Annotated in this window: 9 protein-coding genes; 1 reads left to right on the top strand and 8 read right to left on the bottom strand. The window is 70.3% G+C overall.

What is annotated here, in order from left to right; genetic code table 11:
- The 8 genes from ACFPZL_RS05035 to ACFPZL_RS05000 all read right to left on the bottom strand — a co-directional run.
- Positions 1-529 (bottom strand): MATE family efflux transporter (locus ACFPZL_RS05035; protein WP_382334808.1); only part of this gene is annotated, 529 nt, incomplete at its 3' end.
- Positions 530-714: 185 nt separating this feature from the next.
- Complete coding sequence (locus ACFPZL_RS05030) at positions 715-6,900, bottom strand: PKD domain-containing protein (protein WP_382334806.1); 6,186 nt, start codon at positions 6,898-6,900, stop codon at positions 715-717.
- Between the two features lie 136 nt (positions 6,901-7,036).
- Positions 7,037-7,936 (bottom strand): hypothetical protein, encoded by a 900-nt coding sequence (locus tag ACFPZL_RS05025; protein WP_218114609.1) that lies wholly within the window; start codon positions 7,934-7,936, stop codon positions 7,037-7,039.
- Between the two features lie 5 nt (positions 7,937-7,941).
- The gene (locus ACFPZL_RS05020) at positions 7,942-9,102 is read right to left on the bottom strand and encodes a Gfo/Idh/MocA family protein (RefSeq protein ID WP_218114608.1); all 1,161 of its coding nucleotides are present in this window, start codon (positions 9,100-9,102) and stop codon (positions 7,942-7,944) included.
- Positions 9,103-9,178: 76 nt separating this feature from the next.
- A complete protein-coding gene (locus ACFPZL_RS05015; RefSeq protein WP_218114607.1) occupies positions 9,179-10,117 on the bottom strand; it encodes a glycosyltransferase in 939 nt (312 codons plus the stop codon).
- 5 nt (positions 10,118-10,122) lie between these two features.
- Complete coding sequence (locus ACFPZL_RS05010) at positions 10,123-11,070, bottom strand: sulfotransferase (RefSeq protein WP_382334804.1); 948 nt, start codon at positions 11,068-11,070, stop codon at positions 10,123-10,125.
- Positions 11,067-12,440 (bottom strand): O-antigen ligase family protein, encoded by a 1,374-nt coding sequence (locus ACFPZL_RS05005; RefSeq protein ID WP_382334802.1) that lies wholly within the window; start codon positions 12,438-12,440, stop codon positions 11,067-11,069. Before ACFPZL_RS05005 ends, ACFPZL_RS05010 begins: the two co-directional genes overlap by 4 nt.
- 101 nt (positions 12,441-12,541) lie before the next feature.
- Positions 12,542-13,129, bottom strand: a complete 588-nt coding sequence (locus ACFPZL_RS05000) for a hypothetical protein (protein WP_218114604.1) — start codon at positions 13,127-13,129, stop codon at positions 12,542-12,544.
- A gap of 114 nt (positions 13,130-13,243) precedes the next feature.
- Here ACFPZL_RS05000 and ACFPZL_RS04995 point away from each other — a divergent pair.
- On the top strand, positions 13,244-14,105 hold an 862-nt coding region (locus ACFPZL_RS04995; RefSeq protein ID WP_382334800.1), incomplete at its 3' end, for a glycosyltransferase family 2 protein.

The following is a 14,105-nucleotide window of genomic DNA, read 5'->3' as shown; positions in this document are numbered from 1 at the left end:
CCGTCGCCGAGACCGCCAGCGCGGCCGCGATCGCGACCAGCCGACCGACGGGCAGCCCGATCGATCCGATCAGCACGTAGTCGCGCACGCCGCCCAGCCCGCGCGTGACGGCCAGTGCGACCGTCGACAGCGTGAACAGCGGCAGGAAGACGGCCGCCGCGCGGACGAGCACGAGAAGGTCGTGGGATCCGCCCCCGACGAGCGGAGCGATGGCGAGCAGGATCAGGCCGGCGAGCACGCCGCCGAAGAGAGAGCCCCAGAGCAGGATCCCCGCCGCGCGCCGCACGTCCCCGCCGCCGTCCGCGGCGAGGCGGGGCAGCAGCCAGACGGCCGTCGTGTCGAGCCCGAGCTTCGCCACGGCGCCGGTGATCATGAACACTGAGATCAGCTGGAACACGACGCCGCTGCCCTCGGGCCCCAGCATCCGCGCCAGCACGATCGACAGCGCGAAGCCCGCGAGCGCGCTCGTCAGCGAACCGACGAAGCTCAGCCCGGAACTCCGTGCGGCGTCGCCCAGTGCACTGCTCACGACCCCACCTCCCCGTGGCCCGCGGCGGGCGGCCGGAGGCCGCCTCCCGTTACTCGCCGATCATAGCGAGCGGGCGGAGCGTACGGCGGAGGATCCGGATCCGCCCCCCGGCGGATCCGGCCCGCCCGTCTCTCTCGGTACTGCCCGCTACCCGGTCCTGCCCGGTGGTCGGCGCAGCCCGACGCTCATTGCAACTCGGTGAGTGCGGCTGTCGCCCAGAACGTCACATCCGGCGTCGCCCGGAAGTTCACATGCGTCTCGGCCGCGATCACGTTCGTCCCGCTCACCAGCAGATTCCGCGGCACCTCGACCGTCAGCATGTCGTTCTGCGCCACCGTCACCCGACGCGCCAAGGGCGCGTAGGTCAGATAGGTGACCTCGCCGTCGCGCATATTGTTCCGCCCGACCTCGACGCCGTTCACGTAGACGACCACGCCGTCATCGCCGATCGCCGACAGATCCAGCGACACGACCTTCGAGGCGTCCTCCACATCGAACGTCGAACGGAAGTACACCGCCCGCGGCCGATCCGCCGTGTTCGCCACCGGGTTCAGATTCGTCGCCACCAGCGTCGACCCGTACCCGATCGGCCCCGCACCGGTCGACCACCCCGACGGGTTGAACCCGACCTGCGCCCAATCGCTCGGCGGCGCGTTCACCCCGTACAGGTACGCCCACGACGTCCCGACCGACACGACCTCCCGCGTCGTCGGCACACCGGTCGGCGCGGTGACGGTCACCCGTTGCGTCGAGGTGCCCGTCCCGCCGCGGTCGTCGGTGACCGTGAGCGTCACGTCGTAGTCGCCGGCCACCGTGTAGGCGTGCGATGCCAGCGCCCCCGATCCGGTGCTCCCGTCGCCGAAGCTCCACGCCCAGGAGGCGATGGTGCCGTCCTCGTCGGAGGAGCCCGAGCCGTCGAACGCGACGTCCAGGTTCGTCGCCAGGTAGTCGAACACCGCCTGCGGCGCCTCGTTCGGCGCGGCCGGTCCGGAGAGCTCGGTGAGTGCGGCTGTCGCCCAGAACGTCACATCCGGCGTCGCCCGGAAGTTCACATGCGTCTCGGCCGCGATCACGTTCGTCCCGCTCACCAGCAGATTCCGCGGCACCTCGACCGTCAGCATGTCGTTCTGCGCCACCGTCACCCGACGCGCCAAGGGCGCGTAGGTCAGATAGGTGACCTCGCCGTCGCGCATATTGTTCCGCCCGACCTCGACGCCGTTCACGTAGACGACCACGCCGTCATCGCCGATCGCCGACAGATCCAGCGACACGACCTTCGAGGCGTCCTCCACATCGAACGTCGAACGGAAGTACACCGCCCGCGGCCGATCCGCCGTGTTCGCCACCGGGTTCAGATTCGTCGCCACCAGCGTCGACCCGTACCCGATCGGCCCCGCACCGGTCGACCACCCCGACGGGTTGAACCCGACCTGCGCCCAATCGCTCGGCGGCGCGTTCACCCCGTACAGGTACGCCCACGACGTCCCGACCGACACGACCTCCCGCGTCGTCGGCACCGCCGGGCCCTCGGACACCGTCACGGTCTTGGTGAGCGCGGCCTGGGCGCCATCGGCGTCGGTGACGGTGAGCGTCACCACGTAGGATCCCGCCGCGTCGTAGGTGTGCGAGGTCGTCTCGCCGGCGCCCGTGTCGCCGTCGCCGAAGGTCCATGCCCAGGAGGCGATGGGCCCTTCGAGGTCCGCGGAGTCGGATGCGTCGAACGAGGCCTGCAGCCCGTTCGTGCCGAAGTCGAAGGCTGCCACGGGCGGCGTGTTCGGCGCGGCCGTCACGGTGACGGTGCGGGCCGTCGAGGCGCTCGCCCCGTCGTCGTCGGTCACGGTCAGGGTGACGAGGTAGTCGCCGGCCGCACCGTAGGTGTGCGGAACCGTCTCGCCGGTGGCCGAGGTGCCATCGCCCAGGTTCCACTGCCAGCTGACGACGCTGCCGTCGGTGTCGGTGGAGGCCGAGGCATCGAGCTCGACGGCGAGGTGGGTCGCCGTGTACCCGAAGTCCGCGATCGGCGGCGCGTTGACCGCCTCCTCGGAGACGGTGACGGTCTTGGTCACCGAGTTCTCGGCTCCGTCGTCGTCGGTCACGGTGAGGGTGACGAGGTAGTTGCCCGCCTCCGCGTAGCTGTGCTCGACGCCCGGGACGTCGCGTTCGACGTCGTCGGAGTCGTCTCCGAAGTCCCACTTCCACGAGACGACGTCGCCGTCCGCGTCGGAGGAGTCGGATCCGTCGAAGGTCACGTCGAGGAAGGCCGCGGTGTACGAGAAGCTCGCGACGGGCGGTGCGTTCGGCGGCTCAGGGGCGACCGTCACGGAGCGGGTCGCCGTCGCCGAAGCGCCGTCGTCGTCGGTCACGGTCAGAGTGACCGCGTAGGTGCCGCCCTGTGCGAAGGTGTGCTGCTGCGTCAGCGCAGCCTGTCCGCCGCTCACCACCGGCGACCCGTCGTCGAAGTCCCAGCTGACGGAGGCGATGCTGCCGTCGGGATCGGTCGTCGCCGTGCCGTCGAAGTCGACGGCGAGGAACTCGGCGGTGAAGTCGAACTGCACGAGGGGCGCCTGGTTCGGGGGCTCCTCGACGGTGACGCTTTGCGTGGCCGTGGCCGTGTCGCCGTCGTCGTCGGTCACCGTCAGCTGAACGGTGAAATCGCCGGCGGCCGCGTAGTGGTGGCTGACGGTCTCGCCCGAGCCCGACGATCCGTCGCCGAAGGTCCACTCCCAGCTCTCGATGTCGCCGTCGGCATCGAACGACGCCGACGCGTCGAAGTCCACGTCGAGGGAATCGACATCGTAGGAGAAGGCGGCGGTGGGCGCCTGGTTCGGCGGCGCCAGGACGTCGATGACCCGCTGCAGCGCCGTCGCTTCGCCGTCGTCGTCGGTGACGGTCAGGGTGACCGTGTAGCTGCCCGCCGCCGCGTACTCGTGCGTCACGAGCGCGCCCTCGACGGTGTCGCTGCCGTCCCCGAAGTCCCACTCGATCCGTTCGATCGTCCCGTCGAGGTCGATCGAGGCGGAGCCGTCGAACGACACGGTCAGGTGGTCGGCCGTATGCGAGAAGTTCGCGATGGGCGCCTGGTTCGGCAGCTCCAGCCCGGCCTGGTAGTGGTCCCGGACCTGATCCGCGTCGAGCGGGTAGTCGTAGACCGCGGCCTCGTCGAGGCGACCGTTGAGGTAGGCCGACGTCGACCCCCAGGTGGTGTCGCCGCCCACTCGCCAGTAGCCGGCGTAGTCCTCGGCGATGGCCTGCGTGTGCGTGCCCATGAGCACCCCGTCGACGTAGAATCTCATGCCGTTGGGCGAGATCGTGCCGACCGCGTGGTGCCACTGACCGTTGTTGTAGGAGCCCGGCGAGGTGATCTTGAACTCCGCCCCGGAGTACACGCCGAAGACGAGCTTGCCGTCGTTCTGCATGTAGATGTGGCGATCGTACGACGTGGAGGTGCCGGAGGCGGCGTTGCCGAAGCCGATCAGCTTGCCCCCTCGATTCGTCGTGGTGTTGAACCAGACCTCGACCGAGAAGGTGTTCGGGCCCTGCATGATGTCGTTCGCGACGACCACGTCGTTGCTGCCGTCGAAGGAGGCTGCGGCTTTCGAAGCCGGGATCCCGGCGACGTTCTTGGTGACGCCCTGCTGGTAGGTTCCCATGCGGGTGCCGGTGGCGCTGTCCGCCGCGAGCGTGCCGCTCGTCTCGTCGAGGCGCCAGAAGGTCAGCGGATGGTCGTCGAAGATGAGGCCGCCGTATGCATCGGCCGGCCGCGGCTGCGGGAGGTCGAGCGTGTACGCGGCGGTGGTCGCGATGCCGTCGTTATCCACGACGGTGAGCCGGATCGCATAGGTGCCGCCCGCGAAGTAGGTGTGCGCGGCCTCGGCCCCGGTCGCCGTGGCGCCGTCGCCGAAGCTCCAGTAGTACGCCGCGATCGATCCGTCGTCCGTGGAGCCGGTGCCGTCGAAGGCGACATCGAGGCCGGAGACGGTGTGCCGGATGTCGGCGACCGGCGCCTGATTGCCGCCGGGCACGGTCAGCACCGGGCTGCTCGCGCTCACGTTGCCGGTGGAGTCTGCGGCGCGGACGAAGTAGCGCCGCTCCCCGTCCAGGGGGACGGTGATGCTCGTGGAGGTGGTCGTCGCGATCACGCGGTTGTCGCGCAGGACCTGGTACGCGCCGCCGCCGAGACCGCCGGAGGGCGCACCCCAGGCCAGGCTCACGGTGGTGGAGGTGACCGCGGTCGTGCGGAGGTTCACCGGCGTGTTCGGCGCCGTGCTGTCGCTCAGTCCGAAGCGGACGAAGGCGCCGGTCCACCCGGAGCTCCCGTTGGAGAGGCGCGCGCGCGTGAAGTCGCCGCCCGTCCAGATCGTGCCGTCGGGCGCTGCGGCCGAAGCCCAGCCGCCGGATCCGAGCCGGGAGTTCATCACGGGGCTGAAGGTGCTCACCGAGGAGGAGCGGCCGTCCATCCGCCAGGCGTTCATCCACCCCATGGTGTCGGCGCGGGACCACGCGGTGCCGACGCTCGGCCAGAGGGTCGCGCCTTCGTAGATGAACCAGTTCGAGTGCGAGCCGCCGTAGAGGAAGTCGCCTGCCGCGAGGAGCGTCTGGAAGTCGCCCTTCGGGTTGGTGATGTGCGTGGTCAGCCGCTCGTAGGTGGAGGCGTCGAACGCGAACATCGAGTGCTCGGATCCCCCGACGTAGATTCGGTCGCCGTGCCGCACGATCGAGCGCTGATAGAACATGCCCGTGCTCGACCAGGTCGGATTCCACGGCACCGGGTCGAGCGCCGCGGGAGTGGCGACCGGCAGCGCCGCGACGCTCGTGGCGTCGTCCGTCCCGACGCGGGAGAAGAATCCGGAGAAGTACACCTTCGATCCGTCGGGCGCGAGATCGGAGTCGAGCACGGTGCCGTTGACCTCGGGGCGCCAGTCGACGACCGGCATCATCGTGTTCGCGTCGATGCGTGCCACGTTGCGGGTGTAGCGGGATGGCCCGGTCGGGCCCGTCGTGTTGGTGAAGGCGCCGCCGAGGTAGAGGCTGTCGCCGCTGACGGTGATCGTCTCGACGCGGATCGAGCCGGGCGTCGAGTTGCTGGTGATCGTGGGGCGTGAGCCGACGAGGGCGCCGGTCGACGGGTTCAGCACGGCGAATCCGGTCACGGCCGTGCCGTTCACCGAGGTGAACTTTCCGCCGACAGCGAGGTTGCCGTTCGGGGTGGCCGCGAGCGCAAGCACCGCCTCGTTCAGCGTCGGCCGGAAGGAGGTCACGAACTGGCCGGTCGTCGCGTTGAACGCGGCGAGGAACGGCTGGGAGACCTGCCCGGCGCCCGACTCGGACTGCTGCGCGTAGCGGAAGTTGCCGCCGACGAACATGGTGTTGCCGATGGCGACCATGTCCTGCACCTCGACGTCGCCCTCGCGCTGGACGGCGCCCGCGATGCCGGTGACGCCCCACGGGTTGGAGAGCGCGCCCGAGCTGGGGACGGCTTCGAGCTCCTTCACCGGAGTGCCGGAGTTCGGGATCCGCGGGTAGGCCGCCTCGCCGTTCGACACCTCGGGGCGCACATAGACCTCGGCGAAGGGGCGCGCGCCGCCCTGCCCGTTGGTCGGCGTCCAGAGGTAACTCCCTGCGGCGGTCGTGCCGGTCACCCCGTTGCCGTACGAGAAGCCCCAGGTGTAGCTGTGGTTCGTGCCGATGCTCGTGTCGACGCGCAGCGTCGACGTCCCCGAGCCGAAGCTCGACGAAGTAGATCCGTTGCCCGTCGAGGTGCCCACCCGCCAGTTCGTCAGCGGCCAGCCGGCGCCGAACGTCCAGAACCATCCGGAGGGCTTGTTCGTGCGGAAGCGCACCTCCTGCCACGAGCTGCCGGCCGTATTGAGCGCGCGGCGCACGCGGACGCCGTCGGCGAGCTCCGTGACGCTCTTGCCGTCGAGCAGCTGGTCGACGGTCGCGGTCGGCAGCTGCGTGGTGATCGAGTCGGCGGCCGGGGTGCCGGTGAGCAGCGTCGAGGGGTTGCCGCGCCCGACGGCGTTGTACTCCCATCCCTGGCGGCCCTGGCCGACCTTGACCCACCCGCCGCCATCGGTCACCTGGTCGCACCAGAACTGGGCGGGGGCGTCCATAGACGGGGTCAGCAGCCAGTAGACGCCGCTCGGCGAGCTCGGATGGAACTGCTTGATCTCCCAACACGACGCCGCGGCCGTATCCGACGTGAGGCCGGTGAACCGGTCCGGATCCAGCCAGGGGAAGTCGTCGGCGAGCGTCTGCGCGACCGGCGGCTCGGCCGCCTGTGCGGCGGGCTCCGTCGGGAACGGGAGAGCCAGTGCGACCGTGAAGGCAGTGGCGATGGCGAGTAGCCGACGAATTCCCGAATGCCGCATCGACATATCAAACCCCCCAGGTTTGGGACCGTCCCGGAGGGGAGGCCGTCACCGCTTTGTGATCCCAGGCCGAAGACTGGTCCTGCGACGGATCCTCGCACGCGAGGTCACGGCGCCAGAGGGAAATAAGCAATCATTACGCACGACCTTCGGGGAGGAATCCGGCCTCCCGTGCCGCGCGGATCGTCCCGCGGATGTTCGCGGCGCTCGACGCGCCGAAGACCACCGATTCGATCCGCGGATGCGCGACCACCCAGTCGAACGCCTCGCGAGGCGGAATCGCGCCCGAAGCGTAGACGGACATCGCGACGGCGCGGAAGTCCCGCTCCGCGAGAGCCCGCTCGTACTCCTCCGCTCCGCCGCTCATGCGGAAGCCCAGCTTGTTCAGGTTGCTGCAGACGAGCGGGCGCTCGAGACCGACCCGGTCGAGCGCGTCGAGCAGGCGCGGCAGATTCATAGTGATGAACCCGGGCTCGGCTCCGTACCGGGACCGGACGTGCTCGGCGAACACGGTGAACGCGTCGTCGAAGCCGAGCCCCAGCAGCAGATCGACGACGACGTTCTGGAGGAACACGACCGGCGTCGGCACGCCGTCGAACATCGTCATCTCGGCGTCGATCAGCATGCGGATGAGGCTCTCCACGTCCTTCTTGGCGACGGCCGCGCCGCCCTGGAGGGCGAGGCCGACCAGGCTCTGGTCCGCAGGCAGGAACGACTTCAGCGCGCCGAGCGGCCCGAGCTCGGTCATCGCATTCGCGTACTTGTGCGCGTAGGGCATGCAGGGGAGGAACGCGAACGACGCGTAGCGCACCCGGTCGGCGCGCACCCGGTCGGCGACCTCGGCGATCCGCTCGTGGGTGGTGCACATGAAGGAGTGGATCCCCTCGGCCTGAGCCGCGTCGAGGACATCCATCATCGCCGAGAGGTCTTGGAAGCGCACCGCCTGGGCCCGCGCCTTCTCCTCCGACATGTGGTTGACGCCGAAGAACTGGTTGTCTCCGAAGAGCAGCCGATCGAGTCCGGTCGTGGTGGTCACCTTCGTCACTCCCCTCTCAGCTTTCCGAGACTCCAGAACGCACGCTTCCGGGCTCCGCGGCTCCCCGGACCCGCACCCGCAGCACCCGACACCCCTGCACCCGACGCTCCTGTGCCCGACGCCGCAGCCACCCCGCACGGAACGGCGGCGTCGGCGACGAGCATCTCGATCACCCGGTCGGTGACGGCGGCCGACGCGAACGAGTTCACGCCCGCCGCAGCACCGTCGGCGGGTTCTCCCGCGACGGCGTCGACGAAGTAGGCCCACTCGGCGCTGTACTCCTCGCCGCGCAGGTAGAACCAGACCGGCGGCGTGAGCTCGGTCGTGTACCGGACGTTCCAGCCGTGGTGGTATCCCTCGGGCGGCACCGCGGTGTCGCGCAGGTAGACCTGGCATTCCTGACGATCCACGACGATCCTGCCGGCCGTGCCGGTCAGCGTGATCCGCGTCGTCATCTTGCGGAACGACTCGTCCGACCAGTTCACCGAGAGCTGCGCCGAGGCGCCTCCGGGGTAGAAGAGGGTGGAGTAGACCTCGTCCTCGGTATCGGCCGAGAAGATCCGGCCCATCACCGTGCCGCCCACGGCCCGCGGCTCGCCGAGATACCAGGCGAGCAGGTCGAGCGGGTGCGCGGCGTAGTCGTAGAGGCAACCGCCGCCCTCGGCGCTGCGGGAGCGCCAGGTGCCGCCCTTCGGCCGCAGCACGACCGGGCCGTACGCCTCGGCCAACGCGTGCGTGACCTCTCCGATGGCGCCGAGTTCGAGGAGCCTCTTGACCTCGGAGAACGCGGCGACGAAGCGGTTGTGATACCCGACCTGGCAGTGGAGGCCGCGCTCCTCCGCGAGGCGGGCGAGCGCCTCGGAGTCCTCCGAGCGCAGCGTCAGCGGCTTCTCGCAGAAGACGTGGAGTCCCCGCTCCAGCGCAGCGCGCACCATGGTGGCGTGCGCCCGCGTCGGCGTCGCGATGACCACGGCGTCGAGATCCGCGCGTTCCAGCATCTTCTCGTAGTCCGAGTATCCGGTGACGCCCGTGTACTTCCCGAGCACGTCGAGCAGGTAGCCGCTCGTGTCGCAGACGGCCTCGATCCGCACCTGCGGGTGCGCGCCCAGGATCGACAGGTGCGACAGCCCCATCTTGCCGACGCCCACCACGGCGAGACGAATCATGATGCCCCTCCGTCCTGCAGAGAACCCTCGAGCCGCGGGCGGCGATGCCCGCGATGCTGTGTCCGGAACACTACCATCACCCCTGTTTCTCGAATTCGGCGCGCCGCCGCGCCCGCAGCCCGGCGGCGCGCTCGAGGTGCGCGCGGTCGAGTTCGTCGGGGTCGACGCTGATCGCGAGGCCCCGTTCGGCGAGCACCGCCGCGACCTCGGTCTGGTGGTCGTCCACCATCTCGCCGTGGCGCATCCTCCGGGGCAGGATCACGGGGACCTTGCCCTCATCGAGCGCCACGAGCACCGAGCCGACCCCCGCATGCATCACGACGAGGTCTGAGACGCGGATGGCCGCCCGCAGCTCGTCGGCGGGCACCCACTGCGGCAGGAGGCCCTCGCCGTCGGGGTACTCCGTGACCCCGACCTGCCAGGTGATCTCGGCTCCGGGGAGCAGCTCGCGGATGCGGTCGACGGCGCGCGGGAAGGGCCAGAGCTCGGAGCCGAGACTCACCGTCACGCGATCCAGCACCGGCGCTCCGTCCGCCGGTGCCGCTGTCGATTCGAAGGCGTCGAACACGCTCGGCACCCGCTCCCAGGCCGGATCCCCCCACCCCTCGCCCTGGGCGAAGAGTCTCGCCCGCGTGAAGCGCCGGGCGAAGCGTCCCGTGGACGACGGGCCGGCGACGCGGGTCGCGCTGTCGATGAACCAGGTCTCGCAGCCCATGAGCGCGGCCGCGAGCAGGTGCGGCGTCGAGAACAGCGCGCCCGTGCTGACGACCAGATCCGGCCTGACGCGACGATGGATGTCGAGCGCGGCCGGCACGCCCCGCACGGCCTTGCCGACCTCGCCCGACCCCACGCGCGGCGCCCAGATGACGTCCCGACCGTCGAGCAGCGACTCGGTCTGCGCCGTCGGGCTCGTCACCCAGACGGCCTGCCGCTCGTCGATGCCGAGCCTGCGGATGTGGATCATCAGTTCGTCGAGATGGCCGCCGGCGGAGGCGACGAGGAGGGTCTTCGTCATCGCGCTCACCCCCGCCCGCGGATCGGGTAGCCGAATCGCCACAGCATGGGCAGGCTCATCGCGGTCACCAGTCGGCGGTCCCGGCGCGTCAGACTCGTCTGCCACTGCACATCGGCGCGGAGCACCGTCCGGCCGCGCCGGAACCGCATCGGGTTGCCGGCGACGGAGTGGGTGCCGTGGAGGTGCACCTCGTTCGGGCCGGTCATCGGGAGGTCGGCGACCCCGGGGAGCCCGAGCTCCCGCCAGAGGCCGGCGACCGTCGCCTGCGGCCGCGCGACCAGGTCCTCGTAGCGGAGGCGGGATGTCGGGATCCTCCGGTACCGGAGGCCCTCCGGGAGCAGGTTCCCCGAGATCCAGTACGCCGTGCTCTTCGCCGGCGAGTATCGCGTCATCAGGTCGCCCTCCGGCGATTCCGGCCGCTCGACCGTCTTCGCCCAGCTGAAGGCGACGCCCCGGCTGTCCCGCACGATGTGCGCGACCCGGAGGTCCACCTGCGGGTCGTGGCCGACGGCGAGCGCCGTCGGGATCTCCTTGCTGGAATCGACCAGGACGCGGGCGCCGGTCACGCGCCGCGCCGCGTCGTAGACCCGCCGGTAGTAGGAGGCGTACTCGTGGACGAGCGGCGCGATGCCGCGGGGCAATCGCCTGCGGGCGGTATGGATCACCCGGCGCTGCCGGTCGACGGCCTGCTTCAGCACAGCGAGCCGGTCGGGGTCGACGTTGGCCCAGCCGCCGAACGCGACGTCGCCCACCTCGGACCAGAACGGGCACTCCGGGAAGGGGCTGCCGCAGGCGCAGCGCTCGCCCTCCCGCAGTCCGCGCTCCCAGAGGTGCACGACCTCGCCGAGCACGGTCACGCCGTCGAGCTCCGACAGCAGGCATTCGAGCAGCGTCGATCCGCTTCGCCCCCATCCGCCGATGAACAGCACCGGCGCACCGCCCCCCTGCGTCATGCCTCCCCCTTCGTCCCGACCGCCCGACTCCCGGCGGCCGACCGTGCGGCGGTCGCCGGCGCGTCGATCCGCGCGTCGACCCCCGCATCCACCGGCGCATCCTCCGGCGCATTCACCGGACCGCGCAGCGCGAGCGCGGCGGCGATCATCATGATCGGCAGCCCGTACGGGATCGCCCCGTAGTAGGTGAACTCAATCGTGCCGACGAGCAGCACCGTATTCGCGGCGAGGCCGCAGGGGTCCCGCCGCCGGAGCGACAGCACGAATGCGAGCAGGAACCAACCCATGAACAGCACGGTCGCCCCGACGCCGTGCGACACGAGCACCATCCAGAACTGGCCCTGGGTGCCGACGGGGTCGCGGATGTCCTCTCCCTCGATCGTCCGGCCGTAGCCGAGTATCGGGGAGTCCCGGACCGCCTCGACCGCCTGCACGTAGAGCGTCGCCCGATCGACGGTGCTGCGGCTCTCGGTGCGCGCCGCCAGGCTGTCCTCAGTCGGCAGCAGCGTCCACACGCCGACCCCGATGGCGGCGACCGTCGCGAGCGCCAGGATCGCGCGCAGATCCCGCAGCAGCGCGAAGCGGAACGCGGCGTAGACGGCGGCGATCCCCAGCCCGATGAACATGCCCCGGTTGAGGGTGACGATCGCCGGGACCGCCGAGAGGACGAGCGCAGCGGAGAGCAGCCAGAAGCGCTTCGTACCCCGGATGTGCATGAGATGGATGAGCACGAAGGGGATGAGCAGCGAGTACACGTTGCCCCAGTTGTTCGTGTAGAGGAACGGTGCGCTGGGCCGCGGGTCGAGTTCGAAGTAGGAGTCGGGGTTGAACTGGTTGAAGCGGCGGATCACCATGTGGTTGATCCAGGGGTTGCCGAGCAGCGATCCCGGCAGGATCATGCTGAGCGGTGTGCGGAACACGGCGGTGGGCAGCAGCATCGCGGCCGCGCCGCCGAGCACCGTGATGAGCCACCAGATGGTGAGCACGCCCGACACGAAGCGGTCGGTCAACGTGCGCCGGTTGTTGAAGAGGTAGACGAGGAGCACCGTGCAGGCGAGGTAGATCGCGTAGCGGTAGCCGAAGACCAGCAGCTGGCCCGCCGCCGTGAGCTGGATGACCGAGCAGCCCGCCCAGACGAGGAAGAGCAGCCAGACCCCGGTGCCGCGGGGCGTCAGGGTCGCGCGGGTGCGGACCAGGTAGAGCACCATGACGACGGCCATGGGGATCCAGATGAAGTCGACGATGCCGAGGAACCACCAGAGCGGGAAGCCTGCGAATGCGAGGGTGAACGGCCACGATGGGAGGCGGTCGCCGGCGCGCAGGAGCCCGGGCGGCGCACCCGCGGGTGCGTGGGCAGCGACTCCGGCCACGTCCACCTCCTCAGCGCACCCGGGCGGTGACGCTCAGCTGATGCGGTTCACCTGACATCGCCCACCGTCCCGGATCGATCCGCGCTTCCTGCGGCGCACGGTCAGCAGCTCGACTCGTCCGGGTAGCTGCGCGCCGTCACGAGCCAGCGTCCCTCGATCGACTGCAGCGTCAGCAGCGACGGCACCCGCTGCGGGGCGTCGCTCGACTTCACCGACTGGCCGTCGGGGGCCTGGATGTCGACCTTCGAGAAGTCGAGGCAGAGCCGGACGACGGCGGTCGGAGGCGAGGCGTCGGCGTCGTAGTCCTCGACCTCGGCACTCACGACCGTCGGCGCGCCGGACTGGACCATGCCGTTCTCCGAGAACTCGAAGGCGTCGAGCTTCAGATCCTCGAGCGCGTCGCCCGCGGCCACGTCCTCGAACGCGAGCGGGGTCGACGGATCCGACCGCGAGGCGGCCTCGGCGGCGATGAACGGCGCGATGAGCGCCTCCACGTCGTCGCCCAGTTCGTCGGGACTCGCCGTCGAGGCCGGCTCGGGCACGGGCGACGGATCGGGAGCGGCCGCGGTCGGCGGGGTGACCGGCGGAGCGGTGGGCGCCGAGTTCATGGCGAGCGCGATCACGACGATCGCTGCGACCGCGGCGAGGATGGCAGCGGCGGAAATCCAGATCCACAGGCGGCGCTTCATCGGTCCCCCAAACCTCGACCCGCGTGCCGTGTTCCGCGTCGTTGCGACGGCCGACGGATCTATGCCCACTATACTTGCTGATCCTTGCAGGTGAAGAGGCAGTGAGGAGTCGGTATGGCAACGATGCCCCCGGTGACCGCGGTCATCCCCACGCATCATCGCCCCGAGCAGATGCGGCGAGCGCTCGAGAGCGTCCTGCAGCAGGACTACGTCGGCGAGATCCAGGTGATCATCGTGTTCGACGCCGAGGAGCCCTACCTGCCCGAAGTCGAGGTGCCCTCGGGGCGCACCGTCGTCGCGGTGTCGAACGAGCGGAGCCGGGGTCTCGCCGGCGGACGCAATACGGGGATCCTCGCCGCCGCGCACGACTTCGTCGCCTTCCTCGACGACGACGACTGGTGGCGGAGCGGCAAGCTGCGCGCGCAGATGGAACGGTTCGCGGCCGATCCGGACGCGCTCCTGGTCGGCACGGCGATGGTGCTCGACGACGGCGAGAACCAGTACGAGCGGCTGGTGCCGGTCGATCCGGTGACGCACGCCGAACTGTTGCGCGATCGGCTGCCGGGGCTGCATTCGAGCACCTTCGTGTTCCGGCGGGCGGCGTTGCTGGGGGTGATCGGTATGGTCGACGAGGAGCTGCCGGGGAGCTACGGCGAGGACTACGACCTGCTTCTGCGGACGTCTCGAGCCGGCCGGATCGCGGTCGTCAACGAGCCGCTCGTCTCGGTGACGTGGAGCCAGAACTCCTACTTCTTCGGCAAGTGGGGCGCCTACGCCGAGGGCTTGGAGTACCTCTTCCGCACGCATGAGGGGTTCGCGCGCGACCGCAGGGCGCACGCCCGGCTCGCCGGTCAGATCGCCTTCGCGCGCGCGGCGAACGGCGATGCGAAGGCGGCGCGCGGCTGGGTGCGGGACTCGGTGACCCGGGATCCGAGGCAGATCAAGGCCTGGCTCGCCCTCGGCATCTCGCTGCGGC

The organism is Leucobacter soli (genome assembly GCF_042659205.1).
In the GTDB taxonomy this organism is placed as follows: domain Bacteria; phylum Actinomycetota; class Actinomycetes; order Actinomycetales; family Microbacteriaceae; genus Leucobacter; species Leucobacter soli.
This window is presented reverse-complemented; position numbering and strand designations above follow the sequence as displayed.

Coding starts and splice junctions, on each gene's coding strand:
- ACFPZL_RS05020 (WP_218114608.1), bottom strand. CDS start 9,102: ATGATTCGTCTCGCCGTGGTGGGCGTCGGCAAGATGGGGCTGTCGCAC.
- ACFPZL_RS05030 (WP_382334806.1), bottom strand. CDS start 6,900: ATGCGGCATTCGGGAATTCGTCGGCTACTCGCCATCGCCACTGCCTTC.
- ACFPZL_RS05015 (WP_218114607.1), bottom strand. CDS start 10,117: ATGACGAAGACCCTCCTCGTCGCCTCCGCCGGCGGCCATCTCGACGAA.
- ACFPZL_RS05010 (WP_382334804.1), bottom strand. CDS start 11,070: ATGACGCAGGGGGGCGGTGCGCCGGTGCTGTTCATCGGCGGATGGGGG.
- ACFPZL_RS05000 (WP_218114604.1), bottom strand. CDS start 13,129: ATGAAGCGCCGCCTGTGGATCTGGATTTCCGCCGCTGCCATCCTCGCC.